Origin of the sequence: Neptunicoccus sediminis, from assembly GCF_001719615.1 — a bacterium.
Lineage (GTDB): Bacteria > Pseudomonadota > Alphaproteobacteria > Rhodobacterales > Rhodobacteraceae > Amylibacter > Amylibacter sediminis.
In genome coordinates this window covers 833,475-849,958 of sequence record NZ_MDVX01000001.1, presented here as the reverse complement: position 1 = coordinate 849,958, position 16,484 = coordinate 833,475, and the positions used below count along the sequence as shown (strand labels likewise).

At 55.7% G+C, this 16,484-nt stretch carries 15 protein-coding genes and 1 pseudogene; 11 read left to right on the top strand and 5 right to left on the bottom strand.

What is annotated here, in order from left to right; all coding sequences use genetic code 11:
* The 3 genes and pseudogenes from BFV97_RS18920 to BFV97_RS04060 form a co-directional block, all read left to right on the top strand.
* A pseudogene (locus tag BFV97_RS18920) lies at window positions 1–268 on the top strand (integrase); the annotation flags it as partial.
* A gap of 253 nt (window positions 269–521) precedes the next feature.
* Window positions 522–1,427, top strand: coding sequence for a hypothetical protein (locus tag BFV97_RS04065; protein ID WP_157888262.1), 906 nt, complete (start codon window positions 522–524; stop codon window positions 1,425–1,427).
* Window positions 1,428–1,767: 340 nt separating this feature from the next.
* Window positions 1,768–2,367: a lysozyme inhibitor LprI family protein gene (locus BFV97_RS04060; protein ID WP_069298998.1), complete on the top strand. Its 600-nt coding sequence runs from the start codon at window positions 1,768–1,770 to the stop codon at window positions 2,365–2,367.
* Here the strand turns inward: BFV97_RS04060 and BFV97_RS04055 are convergent.
* Window positions 2,364–2,966: a hypothetical protein gene (locus BFV97_RS04055; protein ID WP_069298997.1), complete on the bottom strand. Its 603-nt coding sequence runs from the start codon at window positions 2,964–2,966 to the stop codon at window positions 2,364–2,366. The two genes, BFV97_RS04060 and BFV97_RS04055, sit on opposite strands and share 4 nt — an antisense overlap.
* 2 nt (window positions 2,967–2,968) lie before the next feature.
* Window positions 2,969–3,277: a terminase gpA endonuclease subunit gene (locus BFV97_RS19235; protein WP_425412257.1), complete on the bottom strand. Its 309-nt coding sequence runs from the start codon at window positions 3,275–3,277 to the stop codon at window positions 2,969–2,971.
* A 979-nt stretch (window positions 3,278–4,256) separates the two neighbouring features.
* Between BFV97_RS19235 and BFV97_RS04045 the strand changes: the two genes are divergently transcribed.
* The gene (locus BFV97_RS04045; RefSeq protein ID WP_069298995.1) at window positions 4,257–5,528 is read left to right on the top strand and encodes a PKD domain-containing protein; all 1,272 of its coding nucleotides are present in this window, start codon (window positions 4,257–4,259) and stop codon (window positions 5,526–5,528) included.
* Window positions 5,529–5,714: 186 nt separating this feature from the next.
* Here the strand turns inward: BFV97_RS04045 and BFV97_RS04040 are convergent, their stop codons facing one another.
* The 3 genes from BFV97_RS04040 to BFV97_RS04030 are packed head-to-tail and all read right to left on the bottom strand — an operon-like array spanning window position 5,715 to window position 9,008.
* Window positions 5,715–6,758, bottom strand: coding sequence for a response regulator (locus BFV97_RS04040; protein ID WP_069298994.1), 1,044 nt, complete (start codon window positions 6,756–6,758; stop codon window positions 5,715–5,717).
* Window positions 6,751–8,526 (bottom strand): sensor histidine kinase, encoded by a 1,776-nt coding sequence (locus BFV97_RS04035; protein ID WP_069298993.1) that lies wholly within the window; start codon window positions 8,524–8,526, stop codon window positions 6,751–6,753. The genes BFV97_RS04040 and BFV97_RS04035 overlap by 8 nt, the downstream gene beginning before the upstream one ends.
* Entirely contained in the window at window positions 8,523–9,008 is a 486-nt protein-coding gene (locus BFV97_RS04030) for a putative pterin-binding protein (RefSeq protein ID WP_083225504.1), read from the bottom strand. The genes BFV97_RS04035 and BFV97_RS04030 overlap by 4 nt, the downstream gene beginning before the upstream one ends.
* 383 nt (window positions 9,009–9,391) lie before the next feature.
* Between BFV97_RS04030 and BFV97_RS19135 the strand changes: the two genes are divergently transcribed.
* The 7 genes from BFV97_RS19135 (at window position 9,392) to BFV97_RS04000 (ending at window position 16,474) form a co-directional block, all read left to right on the top strand.
* Complete coding sequence (locus BFV97_RS19135) at window positions 9,392–9,526, top strand: hypothetical protein (protein ID WP_281200934.1); 135 nt, start codon at window positions 9,392–9,394, stop codon at window positions 9,524–9,526.
* Between the two features lie 50 nt (window positions 9,527–9,576).
* Window positions 9,577–10,551, top strand: a complete 975-nt coding sequence (locus tag BFV97_RS04025; protein WP_069298992.1) for a hypothetical protein — start codon at window positions 9,577–9,579, stop codon at window positions 10,549–10,551.
* Window positions 10,552–10,588: 37 nt separating this feature from the next.
* The gene (locus BFV97_RS04020) at window positions 10,589–11,698 is read left to right on the top strand and encodes a hypothetical protein (protein ID WP_157888261.1); all 1,110 of its coding nucleotides are present in this window, start codon (window positions 10,589–10,591) and stop codon (window positions 11,696–11,698) included.
* A gap of 72 nt (window positions 11,699–11,770) precedes the next feature.
* Window positions 11,771–13,777, top strand: coding sequence for a vWA domain-containing protein (locus tag BFV97_RS04015; protein WP_069298990.1), 2,007 nt, complete (start codon window positions 11,771–11,773; stop codon window positions 13,775–13,777).
* The gene (locus tag BFV97_RS04010) at window positions 13,777–14,559 is read left to right on the top strand and encodes an SH3 domain-containing protein (RefSeq protein ID WP_069298989.1); all 783 of its coding nucleotides are present in this window, start codon (window positions 13,777–13,779) and stop codon (window positions 14,557–14,559) included. The genes BFV97_RS04015 and BFV97_RS04010 overlap by 1 nt, the downstream gene beginning before the upstream one ends.
* A gap of 227 nt (window positions 14,560–14,786) precedes the next feature.
* On the top strand, window positions 14,787–15,488 hold the full coding sequence (locus BFV97_RS04005; RefSeq protein ID WP_069298988.1) for a hypothetical protein: 702 nt from the start codon (window positions 14,787–14,789) through the stop codon (window positions 15,486–15,488).
* Between the two features lie 35 nt (window positions 15,489–15,523).
* Window positions 15,524–16,474, top strand: coding sequence for a hypothetical protein (locus BFV97_RS04000; protein ID WP_069298987.1), 951 nt, complete (start codon window positions 15,524–15,526; stop codon window positions 16,472–16,474).
* Window positions 16,475–16,484: the final 10 nt, after the last annotated feature.

Sequence of the window (16,484 nt, the reverse complement as noted above, 5' to 3'; positions counted from 1 at the left end):
TCCCAACAGTCGTGGCGGCCCTCTGAACAAGATGTCCATGCGCAACTACATGGTCGAGCGCGGCCTTGAAGCCCGCCCCCACGGGTTTCGCTCTACACTACGCACATGGCTGTCCGAACGCACAGAATGCGCCCGGGAGGTGGCTGAGGCCTGCCTTGGGCACTTCGCGGTCAACGATGTGGAGGACGCGTATAACCGCGCTGACTACCTCGAACGCCGCAAACCATATTTGGGGGATTGGGCGGGTTATTTGATTGGTGGGGACTGATGCTAAGCGTCGGTTCTCAGGAAATCCATATAAGCCTTCGTATGACTGGTATGTGTCAACGGTGGACATTTAAGTCTGACGCCGAGCTCACATCATTTCTAGATGCAGAAATCCATCGGCTTTGCGGGCATCGAGAAAATTCTGACCTTAGCTTTACTGAACATGAACGGCCCAGAGCCGCCGTTGACCAGATGCCTAAGCGCTGCGTTGCCAGCTTCACCGAAGCAGACGTTCGAAACATTGTGCAGCATTTTTGTTTGCCGAAGGCCTGCTGAGCGGACGAAGTTTACATTCGCTCTGCTCGACAACCCTTGTCAAAACGAATGAGTTCTGCAAACGTGTTGGGATGCCGCACGTCTTTACCTCGCTCCGTCACGCCACCGAGAAGTTGCTGGAAGCGGAATACTTCCTCGGCAGGTGCATGGAGGTGTCCGGACCTTACTTTCAGTATGAACTGAATGCCTTCCTATCTGCCTCACGAAACGTCACTTTCGTCATGCAGAGTTCCATGTCGAAGGTCAGCGGTTTCAGTGATTGGTATGCTGAGAAGCAGGCGGAGATGCGCACTGATGCCGCGATGCGCTTCTTTCTTGAGCTTCGTAACGTTTCCCAGAAGCAGGGTCCGGTCTCTTACGTCGGTGGATCGACAATGAAAGGCGGATACACATATCGATTTGTTGAGGATCGACTCCGTCTTCCGCCTGAGGTTATGGGGAATGATATTAGGGTCTCGTGTGCCATCCACTTAGTGAAACTTGGAACCCTGCTGTTTGACTTCTTCAAAGACATGCCCTTCGACGCCTGCCCTTGGCGGGCGTTTTCTGAGGACGGAATGAAAGCGTTGGACTTTGAATGGTCGGACGTAGAGGCAGCCGTAGGCCTCGCACCGGGATGGACGAACGTCGATCTGCCAGCAGAGGAAAAGTTCAAGCATCTAAGGAAAGAGATCGAGCCGCTCGACATATGCGCGATCGAGCGCATCGCATCCAACGATCTTAGAGGAGATAGCGGCCCGCTGGATTTCTCGCATATGGGAGCGGATGGATTGATTGATCGCTTTGCAATTCATATGGCTGATGCGGGCCTGAGAAACAACCCGAGGGCAGCGTTTCTGAGATCGATCGGAGAGCGCATCAACAAGATCGAAGGTCGGCGATAATGCGTTGACGGCTGTTGCTCGGTTTAAGGACGAGCGGCATAGATATTCCAAGAATCTCTATTCGCGCAAAGGGCTCAAACCGGACTTGCGGCGGTGCGGCACGCAAATTTTGACCTTGCAGGCTTCGGCGCGACCAACCGGATGACCGGTCCCAGCCCAAATACGACGTTCGGTCGCGATGGAAATCGAGAAGGAGACCGATACGGGCGTTACCGCCATGTTGAGCAAGGTGCCCGCGCTGTGGGATGGTCGAGGGACGTTACCTGTTTGACCACTTCCCCACGTTGCCTAGCTCGAAATCTGTCTGTAACTTCACACTTAACAAATGTGAGGGGTCAGAATGGATTGGTTGGTTGGTTTCGTTTTGGGTTTCGTCGCTGATCTCTTTCGGTCGGTTTTTATGCCTGCCAGCACAGAGTGGATCAATCGATTTATTCCTACCGCCAGAAAAAAGGCGAATGTCGAAGAGAATATCCTTACACTCGATATTATGGAAAAACTGAAATCACTTGGAAAAGACCCCGCCTTAGCGAAACATGCCCGAGATGATGCTGCCCAATTCTTGGCGGTTCTGAATAGCCAACAGGAAGCCTTCATCGAGAATGCTATCGAGATTATCGACAGCACCTATATGACCCAAGTCGAAATGAACATGGAAGCTGGCCGCCGTGCGGATGTAGCGCAGCAACAGATGGAGCGCGCAATGGTCGCATTGGAGTGTTCAGGTTGGATGGAAGAGAGCCAAGTCGCAGCACTTAAGCAAACTCAAGCGAATTGGGAACGTTATGCAAAAGCCCAAGCGGAGTTCGCGGCGGCTGAGTTTGAAGGGGGCAGTATGGCCCCCCTTGTCTACGCGAGCGAACTGGAATCTGTAACGGTGAGCCGGACTGGCGAATTGAAACGAATGCTCGAAGAAATGCGTGAAAGATATGAGGACTAAACGCGTTTCGCACGAACGATTTTGCCGTCAACTTCAACTTCAAATTCGATTCCGTCAGCGCGAATCTTATAGAAATGAACCGCCATGCTTAGGTATTCCGTCCTAGGCCCATCCTGAATTATTTTACCATCAGAATAGTCTTCTTCTTTGAACCTACGGTCTCTCCAAAAATACTGAAGGCACTCGATTTTCTTTGGAACGCCACCCATGTCGTCAAAAACGGCTTTCACGGCCAATGCTGCCGCCGCATTTCTTCCCAAGACCACTTCAGGTCTGGAAAAATATTTCTTGATCGACTTTGCGGCATTCCTCCACGCTTCCAAATTCTCAGATACGGGTTTCGCAAGAAAGAAGGTCGCCACTAGTGCAGGCCAGTATTCAGATACGATTTGGACGATTGTGGCAAATGCAGGGAGTGAATAGCCGGGGGCAACATCCACCTCCTCAAACTCTTGAGAAAACTCCTTTTCTAGCTGTTCCTTATACCAATCATATTGCTGTTCTTCATCAAGTTCGCTTGGCTTCCCGTAGCTATCATCGACAATGCAAACGAGAATTTCCTCTGGGCCTTCGCAAGTTTGGCCGCCATGTTTCTGCATAATTACCTTTCCAGCCACGCGGACTTATCAACGGTCGGGAACTTTTGCGGCGCGTCTCTTCGCGTAAGATCGCTCTCCTGGCGTTCCATGTCTAGCCCTACAAGCTGCCGCGCGGCGTAAGAATAGGTTAAGGTATCCAGCGCCTCTTTCCGGCGGCCTGAAATGACTTCCCAAGCCCGCATGGGGCGGCCCTGTTGAACTTCGTGGCCAGCGCTGGAAGTAACGCGATGAATGACTGCCGTGGGCCGTTTCGCCAAACTTTGCAAAGCCCGCTTCCTGCGCACAGCCGACCTCGGCGTCCAGCGCAGCATGGGGGCTTCGGTCTGCGACGGCTTGAATGGCCGCTTTTACAATTCTGGCACAGAACCTTGGCAGATGCAGCTAAGGTCCGGTTTCCGCCCAAGATGTTAAAGCGCTGCATCGCAGAAACCGACAATTATGGCGGGAACCGGACGTTCGCTGCAAGTGCAAAAGGCGCCGTTCCAATTCGCCAAAGTGGACCTTGAAGTTTAGTGAAACTCTTCCAGAAGGAAGAAATCATAGCGCCACTGTGTCGTGGATTGGGTGAACTTAGTAATTCCTTACCTTCGGAAAACTCCGTTGGGGCTGGTTTCCTATTTTCCAAGATAATGCTCCGACGTCCAAGTCGCCATTGATTGAAGGAAGCGTAGCCGACATCCTTGGCGCGCTGCGCGAACTCAGCCTTCGCCGTCCCGCCATTTTTCAGGAGAAGTAGTAGCGCGGGACTGTCGGAAAAAATTGCCATAGGGCCGCCGCCCGTTCGAGTGAAGTCGTCCACGCGGCCGCTCATAGTGACCTGCCCCCCACAAAATCTCTCACTTTGATGTAGAGTCTGCCCAATTTTGAAGGAGCAGACGAATGCGAAAGAACCGTTTTGCCGAGGCGCAGATAATCGCGATTGCCAAGGTTCGATGGCGCTTCAGGGTGCCTTTGATGAACCGGTCTGTGCGGCGCTCGCCCTCAATAGAATAGCCATTTACGGGCCATGTGTTTCGATTGGCTTCGGCGTCCGCCCAATGTGGAAGGGTCGCTGTTGGCGGATTTCACCGCGCTTTTGCAAGCTATGTACTTTCATTTGCGCGCCCCCTCCAAACGGACGGGGCGAAGGGTGCGGCGCCCGTGCCATCATTCCCGCAAAAGACGCGTCAACGGGGGAATTCCGCCACTGCCGCTGGAGCACACTGGCGGCGTCTTTACTCCCGCCAAAAATGTCGCGGAACCCGCGCTGAGCAAAGCTCTCACGACCGGCCAGAATTACAGGAGCATCCCATGAGACAGCAACATCGCAAACCGACCAGGACACTTGCCATGGCGCTTGCGCTGTCATCTCTGGCGACCTTGGCGCAGGCGCAGGAGGGCGACGGATCCGTCATCAATCCCGCGCTGGCGCAGGAGGCCGTCATGGAAATCCTTCCTGCCATTCCCGCCGAGGTGGGTCTGTCGCCAGAAGACTACGTTTTCGGCAATGACTATACTGGCGATTTGCGATCGGTGCATGTGTTCATCGGGCCGGACGGCCATATGATGCCAAGCGAGGCGTGGCGCCTCACCCATCCTGCGCAATGTCGCAAACAGGCGCGCGAGACGTTCGAGCCGGTGCAAATCCTGACATTCGAGGTCCAGCGCATCACCGAAACCCTTAATGGCCTGACGCGCCATCAGTATTTCGCCAACGCGCGGCTGTCCGATATTGATGTCGGTCCTGAAAAACGCGTGATGGCGCGCAGATCGTCCACCGGCGGCTCGACTGTCGGACGGTATCCCACGGGCAGTGGCGGCAAGCTGTCGCTGGCCGATTACGATGCGCTGGTCCTGGCATTCCGGGATGCGATGCAGAACCTCGGCATTGATTTCGGGGCGCCGGCCGATGGCTGCGGCGATATTCGCCTGACTCATTTGTATGGCGCCAAGGTGGATCAGGAATTCGGATTTTTGGCCGGTTATCAGAACGAGTCGGTGCCGAACATGACCTATGAATGGGATTTCGGCGGCGCGGGCGGACATGGCGACCAGATCGGGCGCCATGTCTACCCCGCCAAGGGCACCTATACCGTGACCGTTCATATCGGCGGCGAAGGCGTGCGCGAAGGCAGCGCCAGCATTGCCGTCGCCGTGGGCGACGGCCCGATCCAACCCAAGGACGGCACCTGGGCAATCAGCCTCGTCAACCACGAAACCGAAGGCTGCGCCCCCAAGATTGTCAGCGGCATCGAAAAGGCCATGGCTGGCATGTTCGGCGATGAAAAGCGCGAGACCCTGACATTTGCCACGCCGTTCCAGCCCGAACCCCTGATGAAACACGCCGAGAAACTGAACTGGGCGCAGAGCGGCATGAACACTTGGGACACGGTGGTTGCGGACAAGTCGGTCGGCGGCATGAAACAGAAGGTGGTTCTGACGGCCGAGGTCCTGTCGGAGACACGGATCAAGGAGGTCATGGACCATGAGGTCATCATGTCGGCAAAAATCGCCAAGCTGCTGGAAGGGTCCGAGCGCTGCCTTGCCGTCGGCACCTATGATCTGACATGGGTCGGCCCATGATGCGCCGGCGCGTGTACCCCGCTGCTTGTGCTTTGGCCAGCTTCGCGCTGGCGGGGGCGACGCGGAATGGCGCGTCGGCTTCGACCATCGCCGCCCCGTTTGTTTGAACGGGAAAATAGCTTTGTAGTATGAAATGCGTGCGAGCAATTGTAGCTCTAGTCAGCCAAAGCAAATGGCTCTCGGCTATTACATGGCTCCAACCGCCATTGGGCCCGCAAGTATGAGTGCGATCAAGTCGGCTTGGCGATTAGTTCCAGTTTTTTGCAAGAGGTTGCGGATATGAAAGGCGATTGTCGTCGATGACACGCCAAGTTCATCTACGACCTCTGATGGGAGAACCCCGCGCGCGAGCAACCCTGCGACACGGGCTTCTGTAGGTGTAAGGCCGAACAGATCAATCAGTAGCTTTTCGGATACCCTTTTTTCATGTGCTGGAGGCGATAAAAAAAGTGCAAATTGCGGGACATTCGGATCTCGCTTCACAGTAATGTCCAGCGCAGCGATTAGCACCGAGATTGACTGGTCTGCCCGATGTAGTAATACGCCAGTTATATTTTCTGTCTCGGGCGCGACCTCATTCAACTCCTTAATCGTTCGGTGTAGCGTTGTATTGCTATCAGGGTCTACTGCACGCAATCTGTCGTTTCGTATAGTCAAGAACGACGCGTCCTGCGCCATATCTTGCGCCGCACGGTTGGCATGAACAACACGACCCTCACCGTTCAGAAGCACAACCCCGAGCGCTATGAGGTCCAACACAGGGTGCCTTACGCCAGTGGACAAATCACCCAAAGCCATCCGAAGGTTGGAAATTTCGCTTTCCTGCTGTCCGCGGATGCGGTCTACCTGACGCAACCGTGCGGAAATTGTGGCCAGCAAAAGGTCATAATCCACGGGTTTGACAAGGTAATCATCTGCTCCTTGTAGTTTGCCTTTGATGACCTCCTGCGGCTCGGACATCGCGGTTAGAAATACAAATGGTGTGGTCGCGATGTCTGGTCTTTTAGTGCGCATGGCGGACAACAGGCCATAGCCATCAAGCCGTGGCATGGTGATGTCGCACAGAACCAGATCCGGCGTGATGCCCGATAGAAATGCCATTGCGGTTTCTCCGTCTTGCGCCGCGAGGGTGCGATAGCCAGCTTCTTGCAACTCTTCGAGGATATCGCGACGCAGATCAGGTTCATCCTCGACCACGAGGATCAGCGGGGCAGGAGGCGTGTCAGACATAGTGGTCACCTTGTTTGCGCGGCAAGCTGAAACGGAATGTAACGTTGGGCTCAACGTTAACTAATTTAACCTCCCCTCCCTGCATACGCGCGAGGCTGCGAGCTATGAAGAGCCCGAGCCCCGAGCCCGATGTTTTGGTACTGTTGCTCCCTCGGAAATTAGCGTGAAACAGATAGGTTCGGTCCTCAAGCTTTATCGTAGGGCCATAATTGCTAATGTCGCAATGAACTTGAGTGGTATCGTGATGCAAAGAGATCGTCACGGCGGCTTTCTGTGGGGAGTATTTTACCGCGTTGGATAGAAGGTTTTCCAACACCTGCTCCGCATGGGTGGGGTCAAAATGTGCGACGGGGTCAAATCCCGCCGCTTGCTGTACTTTGATGGGAGTGTTCGGAGCCGCGGCCTGATGCCGTTCTATGACCATTTCCAATAGCTCCAACAGGTTGCATTCCACGCGCTGGGCGCTGATCGGCACGGCTTCAAGCCGAGCGCTGTCCAACGTGCTTTCCACCAGACGCGTCAGCCCCGCGATCGCGTCACGTGCCCTCGTCGCTCGTTCCTTGGTCTCTTCCGTAGTGGCACGCTGTCCCCGCCGGATTAATCGCTGCAAAGCGGAATCTGCCACGGCCAGAGGCGTGCGGTATTGGTGTGAAATCATACCTGCAAAGTTGCGGTAAAGGTCCGCTGCCGACCTTTCTCGCATGAGAGCGTCGTCCAGTTCTTGGGTCCGCTCCGCAACAAGAAGTTCCAGACGTTCGCGCGTTTCAGTCTCTTTTTGCTGTGCCGCGTAGCGGTCACTGGCGTCATGCATGAAGATGATGGCTCCGACGTTTTTTTTGTCGTTGCGCATGGGCGAGATCCGCAAATCTACGTGCATAGGCGGACTATACGGATCGCGATAAAAGGGCTGCAACGCAAGGCTTGTCCTCTCACCAATTAGTGCCGCCGATACCGCTTCGCGCACTTGGGCTACGCCGAAGAAACCACTAATGTCGGTGAGTTCCTTGCCCATTGCCTGTTTTGCTGTGCGACCCGTCATGGTCGCCATCGCCGCGTTCCAGATCGTGCATTTCTCTGTGCTGTCAATCGCAAGAATCCCTTCGCCACTGGAGGAAATCAACAGGCTCGAAAAATCTCGCTCGCTGCGCAGCATTCTATTGCGTTGTCGAGATAGGCGCAGAACGAAAAAGAGGGCTATGATTAGGAGTGTGCCCGTCACCATGATGCCAATCATCGAGACAATGATCTGGCGTAATTGCTCCCGCGAGGTTTCCAAGCGTCCGCCAAGATCATCCCATTCTTGGATCATTGTCTGGTTCGCTGCGCGCGAAAAAAAGGTGGCAAAGGGTGCTATCGTTTGGCGCAGCTCTCGGGCATCCTGAGCGGTGAATACCTCGGGCAACGGTTGCACGTCTTGCAACGCACTGTGCAGCTCGGTCACGCGCTGTTGTAGTCCGATTTCAGTCATGAACCGTTGCTGCGGCCCCTCTTGCAAAAGCACGAAGCGGCTTCGCAGCAAATCCAGCCTGAGGGCAACCTCATCGGCATCAGTTTCGCCCAGTTCAGCGCGCATCGTTGTCTCTATTAAACGGCGGGCCGCACTTTCGCTTTGATGCATAACCCAAAGCATGTTCTGCTCTGCGTCAACGCGAATGTCGGCCTCTACTTTGAACATGCGCAACAGCGCAAACCCAAGCAGAACGGCAAAGATCAAAATGGCGATCAAAGGCAGGCTCAGCCAGAGTCGAGAACCTCCCAAGCGGTTCATTTTACTGCGAGTTCCGATAGTTGCCAGACCCAGCGGTAGTCATATCGGATGTCTTGTAGCTCCTTGTGGGCATCACGCGGATAGACGATCCACAGCGGTCCTTTGTCGGAGCGTTCCAGCGCCTTATCGTCCATACTATAGGCCATGATTACATCAAACCGCTCAAGGTCGCTTAGGGGAATGTCGACAATGTAATCGTTCAACGCAGTCGCGGCGAGTGTATCACCAGCAGCCTCAAGCTCTTCCAGAAAGTCGCGCAGAAGAACCCCAGTGAATTGATGCACACCGTCCGTCACGACCGTTGAGGTCGTGAGAGTTGTTGCGGGCATTTCCTGAATTTGTGCCATGGTGAAAGAGATAGGCGCGTCCGTCACCACCCTGGTCACCTGCAGTACTGGTTTGCTCTCAGTTCCGGCAGCCCCAACCAATGGCAGTGCTGATAACGCCAAAATGTGCAGGCAGGTGACGATGAATGTGCGCATTGTAATTTCCTCGAAGTGTTGCGCCAGTTGAGCAGGCAGACACATAAGTTTCAAACCATATCAAAATATTTTCCGTTACTCCCCCTCTAAACAGATGGGGCGAATGGAAAAGTCACCCGATAAGGTCGGCCGAGAACCAATGAGTATTTGCCGTCATGCCCAGACCAACACCTATTATAGCCCTCCTTTCTGCCTGCTTGATTTTACAGTCCTGCGGTACGCCCGAGTATCGCACTGAACGCACTCATTGCGAGGCTGAGTGGTTGCTGGAAATGCCCCCCGTCTATCGCCTCGAGCCTGTTACGAAATACCGTAGCGAGGAGCGGCCGAGCGGTGAAACAGTCTGCGAAACATCGGGCACAACGACCGTTTGTAAACCCGTAATGAAAACGGTTTCGGTGCCTTACAAAGAGTTGGAGCGGGTCGACATTCGCAAGGCGCAGCGCGACACGCAGATCGCCTCCTGTGCTGCCCGCGCCTGCACTGCGAAATACGGCAATGCCGAATGTGAGATGTAGCCCCGCATCAAGCAGCAAAAGCAAACCACGACAGGCAAGGGAACTTAGGAATGTGGGACTTCAGTATCGGCGGCGCACTTGGAATGATGGGACGGACTCTTCCCTTCATCTTGCTACGGATGGCCGTCTATTTTGGTATTACCTTAGGATACATACTCGTTACGGGAATTGGCGCGGGTGTCGGTTGGGGCGTCGGCGGCTTCGGTGACGAAGGCTTTCGCGCGAGCACGACGATGTGGGGCGGCTTCGCTGGTTTCGGCATTTTCGGTGCGATCATGTATTGGGCGCGTGAATATATTCTTTACATCGTCAAGGCGGGGCATATCGCTGTGCTGGTGGAATTGATCGACGGCAAGACGATGCCTCAAGGCCGCAGCCAGATCAGCCATGCCACAGCCGTGGTCAAAGAGCGTTTTCCGCAGGCCAGTGTCCTCTTCTTGTTGGATCGTTTGATCATTGGGGTCATCCGCGCAATCACAGGGCTCGTACGCGGCATTTTCACCATCCTGCCTATTCCGGGCGTGCAGCAGTTGAGCAGCATTCTCTCGGCGTTCCTGCGTGTGGCCGTGGGGTTCATCGACGAGGTGATCCTCGCCCATGCCATTCGCACACGATCGGACAATACATGGATGTCGGCGAAAGAGGCGTTGGTGCTCTACGGGCAAAACTACAAGCCGATGCTGAAAAACGCCGCATGGCTTGCGCTGTTTATCTATGGTCTGAGCTTTGTGGTTTTCTTGGTCATGCTCGCACCTGCGGCACTGGTTGTCTACCTGATGCCCGGCGCATGGGCAGCGGGTGGTGTGGTGTTCGCGCTGCTTTTTGCATGGAGCGTCAAGGCGGCTTTGCTGGAGCCTTTCGCCATAGCCTGCATGATGCAGGTCTTTTTCAAAGTGACTGACGGGCAGCAGCCCAATCCCGAATGGGACGCCAAGCTCGAACAGATGTCAGGCAAGTTCCGCAAACTAAAGGAGCGCGCTTTGGGAGAAAGTCAGACAGGTGCGAGAGGGGCATCAGAGGTATGAGAGACTTTTTGACCCTTGTGAATGAAGGTGGAAAATTGTGATGAAAGAGCATTGTTTAACGGCGCTTGCCTTCACTGTTGCCTCAACGTTGGCACTGCCAGCCAGCGCAACGGTCGTGTGCGAAGGCATTTATGAATTTTTCAATGGTCAGGATACGGTCACAGCCCTGCCGGGCGAAGCCCCGCCAAATGGCGCAAAGGCCGCCGCGCTCTACAATGCCAACCGTGGCGCGTGGTTGGGACAGTTTATGGGCAAGCCGAAAAGTGAGGGGCTGCATGAGGTTAAGGTGAGCCAGTGCGGACGTCAGTTTGTTCTGACGCAGGGCTCGAAACAGATGCTGTTTCTGCAATCCATCATGGATGAGACACTGTATGTCGCACAGGATATTGGGACCGATGAGGCGGAACTGACGCTGCGCGTGGTTGATCACAAGATCATGGTCGGCAGCGTTTCCGGCAAGTCACACGGATTTGCGTTCAATATTCCTGTCGCGTTGGACCCGCGCGATGTTTCGATGCCTGATATGAAAGGGTGTTACGACGATCTCGCGCCACGTGACATGCCAATGGAGGATCGCCTGACTGTCGATCCAACGCTGCGCGGAGAAGCAATCGACATTGTCGCGGCAAAGCTGGGCATTCCGCCGGCTGAAGCGGGCCGCTACATTTCGGCTGCGGAAACCGTGGCCAAAACCCGCCAATCCGATGAGGGCATAACGGAAATCCTTCCGGGTGAGCCAGGCTGTCCTGTCGAGTTAACTGGCGTAAAAACCTGTCGCGTCTATCCGCCAGACACAACAACCACCGTCGAAACCAACGTATTGCTGGATAAAGATGGCCGCCTGCTTCCTGTCAAAGCGCATACGCCGGAGACCCCGCGTGTTGAGGTGGACGATCCGACGGCTTCGGACATATGCGCGCCACGGCAGACATATCCTCCGGCGGAACAACGCCTGCGTTTCAAATTCTTCGCGATTGATGACGATGGCATCAACGATGTTCAAGCCATGCTCGTGGATGCCAATACTGACCTTGCACAAAAAGCGCATTATGCAACGGGTATGAAAAAGGGCCGCCGAGGAATGTCCGAGGGCGTTGACGAGGCCTATGAGGCCGTCGGCGCCCCTGTGACGGGCCGCCACAAATAAACGAATAATGGGAACTGCCCTGAGCACTCACTTCGGGGCGCTCTTAATGATTAGAGGATGAAGGGACGGACTATGAAACTGGTAGCATCAAAATTGGCAATAATGGCCACCGCAGGCATCATCGCTCACGCGTCTGCGGTACAGGCTGCGGATGATGTTGTGATTGTCTATGATGCCTCTGGCTCCATGTGGGGACAGATCGATGGCACGTCAAAGGTAGAAATCGCGCGCGAGGTCTTGGCCGATCTGGTCAATGATTGGGATGCTGAGACCAATTTGGGCCTTGTGGCCTATGGTCACCGGAGCAAGGGCGATTGCACCGACATCGAAACGCTGATTTCACCCGCCCCTGTGGATCGCGGCAGTTTCATTGACACGGTCAACGCAATTCGGCCCGTTGGGAAGACGCCGATTTCAGCCTCGATCCAACATGCCGCCGATTTGCTTGCCTACCGTGACAATCCCGCGACCGTCGTGCTCATCTCCGATGGGGTCGAGACCTGTAATGCCGACCCTTGTGCCCTATCTGCACAGCTCGCCAAGCAGGGCGTGAAATTCACCGTCCATGTCGTCGGCTTCGATCTGGACGATGCCGCGCAGGCGAGCCTGTCGTGCATTGCCGATAATACGGGCGGGATGTTTGTTCCTGCGGGCAATGCGGACGAGCTTCACAATGCCTTGGCTCAGGTTCAGGACGCGATGGTGGTCGAACCAGAGCCAACACCCGAACCCGTCATTCCCGAGGTCATTCTGACCGCACCCGCGCAGGTGACAACGGGGGCCACGTTCGACGTGGCGTGGGACAAAACGATCAACAGCTCCGACTTCATTACCATCGTTCCCGCTGGTGCCGACGAAGGCACGCGGCACAACCACATCCGCGCCCGCGACGACCTTTCTGGCAAGCTGACGGCTCCCGCCACACCGGGTCTCTATGAGGTGCGCTATGTGCTGGATGAGGGCGACCGCACCATCGGGGTGGCTTCGGTTGAGTTGGTTGAGGCAGGTGTCACCGTCACCGCTCCCGCGCAGGTGACAACGGGAGCCATGTTCGACGTGGCGTGGGATAAGACGATCAACAGTTCAGATTTCATCACCATCGTTCCCGCTGGTGCCGACGAAGGCACACGGCACAACCACATCCGCGCTCGTGACGAGCTTTCTGGCAAGCTGACGGCTCCCGCCACACCGGGTCTCTATGAGGTCCGCTATGTGCTTGATGAGGGCGACCGCACCATCGGGATGGCTTCGGTTGAGTTGGTTGAGGCAGGTGTCACCGTTACCGCTCCTGCGCAGGTGACAACGGGGGCCACGTTCGACGTGGCGTGGGACAAAACGATCAACCGTTCGGACTTCATCACCATCGTTCCCGCTGGTGCCGACGAAGGCACGCGGCACAACCACATCCGTGCCCGCGACGACCTTTCCGGCAAGCTGACGGCTCCCGCCACACCAGGTCTCTACGAGGTGCGCTATGTGCTGGATGAGGGCGACCGCACCATCGGGATGGCTTCGGTTGAGTTGATTGAGCCGGAGATGGGCATTTCAGGCCCAGGCAGCGTTCGCGCGGGAACGCAGGTCGACATCCAGTGGTCTTCGGCCATCAATGGCAGTGACTACGTGACTATTGTGCCCGCAGGTGCCGACGAGGGAACGCGTCATACCCATCTGCGCGTGCGCGATATGACCGAAGGCCGCCTGAAGGCGCCTGATGAAACGGGCCTCTACGAGATCCGCTATGTTCTGGATCAGGGAAACAAGACCCTTGCGAGCGCCCCACTGGAAGTCGTGGATGCGGATGCGCCGCTTGATGACGGGGCGGGGCTGTCGGCTCCCGAAACGGCAGCGCCGAGTGAAGTGATCACCGTGACATGGACGGGCGGCGGCGAAGGTGCTGACCAAAGGATCGCATTGGCCCTTAAGGAACAGCCCGATTTCAGCTGGGTTTCGGCGCAGAAAATCGAAGCGGGCCAGAGCATGGAATTGAAAATGCCCGACGAGCCGGGTCTCTATGAAGTCCGCTATCTGGATGTGTCGAACCGCGCACTTCTGGGGCGGTCTGTTGTGGAGGTTAAGTAATGGCGAAGCTCTTTATGGCGGGTGCGCTTTCCTGCGCCATGGCGTTTGTCGCATCGACCGCTCAGGCCGAAATCGACGGTCACGGGCCAGATGCATGGCGGGTGACTGGAGTTGCGGCGGATGATGTTCTGAATATGCGGATGGGGCCCGGAACCGACTATCTGGTGATCGACAGCCTTCCGCACAATGCCCGCGCTTTGAAACAGATCACCTGTGTGCCACTGATGATCCCTTCAATCTATAATCGTCTGACAGAGGCGCAGCGAGAGAACTTGTCGCAGAGTTGGTGCCTCATGCAGACGGATGACTACATCAAGTCCGGCTGGGTCGCGCAACGGTTTCTTGAGCCGGATTGGGGACATGTTGAGGCCGATGATGTCGGGTCTGACGTGGTCCATCGCACTGGCGATGCAATGATCGACGATGCGGCTCGATTGGTGAGCGATCTTTATGCCACCTTCGAGGCACAGAGCAGCGCGGCGGAAAACCCCTTCGGCCCAAGGTTGGCGTCGCAATACTTCTTTGCCAGCGTAGTTCCTGAATTGGCGGGGCACGGAGGCGATGTTCTCTACAACGCGCAGGATTTTCAGGGCGAGATTACCCGTATCTTGCCCGACCCCGACCAGCCAATGTTGCAGGGTATGATCACGATCAACGTGGACTTTACCAATTTTGGTCAGTCCTTTCGTGCGGTATTTTCCCTAAGGCCCGACCCTGATCAGTCAGGCGCGCCAATTCGGATATTCCGTGTCGAGCATGAGGGGTGGAGCTTTCCGCAATGAGGTTGCGGAACGATGTGTGTGCAGCAATTGCCATGTGCCTTCTTTCTGGATCGTGGGCGCTCGCTGACCCTTTGCCATGCCAAGGCCGTTACAGTGCGGTCTCTGGGACAGTGACCTTGTTGGCGAGTGGTATGGTCCATGTAGAGCCACGTAATCGGAATGAGGGTACCGTAGACCTTACCTATGACGGCTGCGACAGGATCTCGATATCTGGGCAAGGAGTGCAAATGGATATCCTCCGCTCCGCCACCTCTGGCTGGACGGGTACGCTGACGGGTGGAGGGGCAACCCGCGTATTCAGATTTAATGCTGTGACCCCACGCGCTATCGATAGCTGGATGGATGCTTTCGGTGGCGGAATGACCGTTCAACGCGGCATGAAGTTGACACTTTTAAACGGAACCGAAAATCAGCCCGTTGACTGTATCTTTGACAGCGACTTACAGGACTTCAGTCGCGAGAATGCCGCAGCCGAAGGCTTCATGGCCTTGCGCGGATTGGTTCCGCCTTCGCCCGACTTTGTGCCACATGACTTTTTTCGCGCGTCTCAAGTTGAGCAAGACACGCAAACGGAAGCACGTAAAGGTGACGCGCTGCATATTCGTTTTTTGCTTGGACATAACAACGTGATCCTGCCCACGGCGCGAGCGGCCACCCGCTTTCGCGCGGTTTGCACAGCGGACGAAGGCACACTGGACCCACCTCGCCGGATGCTCGATTTCAAAATCGTCGAGTATGACAATCCTGACAGTCTCAGCGTTTTCGCTCGGGTCATTGATATCGAAACAGGAAAGATCATCGCCCAAAGGGAAAGCCAAGTTGCAGGCTCAGACGCCGACGCGCTCACCTTGGCGATGCAAGAGAGCGCGGCCCAAATCGCAGCCGACGGAAGCACATTTGGACCGCTAAGCGACGGCGTATCGCGCTGATTCGCAGGACAAACTATCGACAGGGAGACCAGATCATGGAATTTTCAAAGCCAGATAAAAAGGCGCGGCTGGCCCAATTGGGGTATCTAGTACGTCACACTTTCACCGTTGTCGGACGCAATCGCGCGCTGTTGACTCCGCTGATCGCAATGTGGGTGTATGCGACAGCAATGGTTGTGGTGTTCTTTGTCGGACTCTTCTTGGTAGTCAATGGCAGCGGCGGGGGCGGCTGGTTCCTGTTCGGCGGTGTGCTCATGTTTCTCTACAAATACTTCTTCTACAATCGCGCCGAGCTGACATTAAGTCGCCTGACCTATGACACCGCGATCGGGGGCACTCCGAGCCATAGGGACGCCCGCCGCGAACTTGCGGGACTTGGCTCCCAAGTGCGCAGGCTTGCAATGCTGGATATGGTTGCGACCTGGATTGCAAGTCGCAAGAACAAGGAAGGCGGTCTCATGTCGCTCGTGCTGGGTGGAATCGGCGAGGTCTGGGATCTGGTAAACCACTTCATGTTGCCTGCTGTTGCTATCGACAAATTGGGACTGCGCGACGGAGCCGGACGCTTGAAACGGTTGAAAGATCATGTGCCCGAAACACTCGTCGGCGTTTTTGGCGTCGACATCATGGGCGGCGTGATTGGAACTCTGATGGCCCCTTTCTATGTTTTTGGCATGCTGGCTGCAATCGTATGCGGGCTATACTTTGGCGCGAGCTTACCCGAGGCCTTCTCCGCGGGTGCCTTGCGAGAGTTGTCCCTTGACATTCCCGAAATTGGCTTCATCGGGCCTGACACTGTCTTCAACTGGTTGCCCGTTTTCCTGTTCGTATTTCTGAGTTTCATCCTACAGGCCGTTCTTGCACGCATCGTGACCGCAATTAAAGTCGTCTACTTTACACTGTTCTATAGCCGTCTCATGCATCCTGACGCACTGGATCCGAAGATGAGGGCTGACCTCGAAGGATATTTGGAGCTTGATGGGTGAAGCAAAGATG

What these genes read in the sequence shown, in the direction of transcription:
- BFV97_RS19135 (WP_281200934.1), top strand. Translation starts at nt 9,392, where the DNA reads ATGAAAACGGTTTCGGTGCCTTACAAAGAGTTGGAGCGGGTCGACATT.
- BFV97_RS04000 (WP_069298987.1), top strand. Translation starts at nt 15,524, where the DNA reads ATGGAATTTTCAAAGCCAGATAAAAAGGCGCGGCTGGCCCAATTGGGG.
- BFV97_RS04015 (WP_069298990.1), top strand. Translation starts at nt 11,771, where the DNA reads ATGAAACTGGTAGCATCAAAATTGGCAATAATGGCCACCGCAGGCATC.
- BFV97_RS04025 (WP_069298992.1), top strand. Translation starts at nt 9,577, where the DNA reads ATGTGGGACTTCAGTATCGGCGGCGCACTTGGAATGATGGGACGGACT.
- BFV97_RS04035 (WP_069298993.1), bottom strand. Translation starts at nt 8,526, where the DNA reads ATGAACCGCTTGGGAGGTTCTCGACTCTGGCTGAGCCTGCCTTTGATC.
- BFV97_RS04010 (WP_069298989.1), top strand. Translation starts at nt 13,777, where the DNA reads ATGGCGAAGCTCTTTATGGCGGGTGCGCTTTCCTGCGCCATGGCGTTT.
- BFV97_RS04005 (WP_069298988.1), top strand. Translation starts at nt 14,787, where the DNA reads ATGGATATCCTCCGCTCCGCCACCTCTGGCTGGACGGGTACGCTGACG.
- BFV97_RS19235 (WP_425412257.1), bottom strand. Translation starts at nt 3,277, where the DNA reads ATGCTGCGCTGGACGCCGAGGTCGGCTGTGCGCAGGAAGCGGGCTTTG.
- BFV97_RS04055 (WP_069298997.1), bottom strand. Translation starts at nt 2,966, where the DNA reads ATGCAGAAACATGGCGGCCAAACTTGCGAAGGCCCAGAGGAAATTCTC.
- BFV97_RS04030 (WP_083225504.1), bottom strand. Translation starts at nt 9,008, where the DNA reads ATGCGCACATTCATCGTCACCTGCCTGCACATTTTGGCGTTATCAGCA.
- BFV97_RS04060 (WP_069298998.1), top strand. Translation starts at nt 1,768, where the DNA reads ATGGATTGGTTGGTTGGTTTCGTTTTGGGTTTCGTCGCTGATCTCTTT.
- BFV97_RS04040 (WP_069298994.1), bottom strand. Translation starts at nt 6,758, where the DNA reads ATGTCTGACACGCCTCCTGCCCCGCTGATCCTCGTGGTCGAGGATGAA.
- BFV97_RS04045 (WP_069298995.1), top strand. Translation starts at nt 4,257, where the DNA reads ATGAGACAGCAACATCGCAAACCGACCAGGACACTTGCCATGGCGCTT.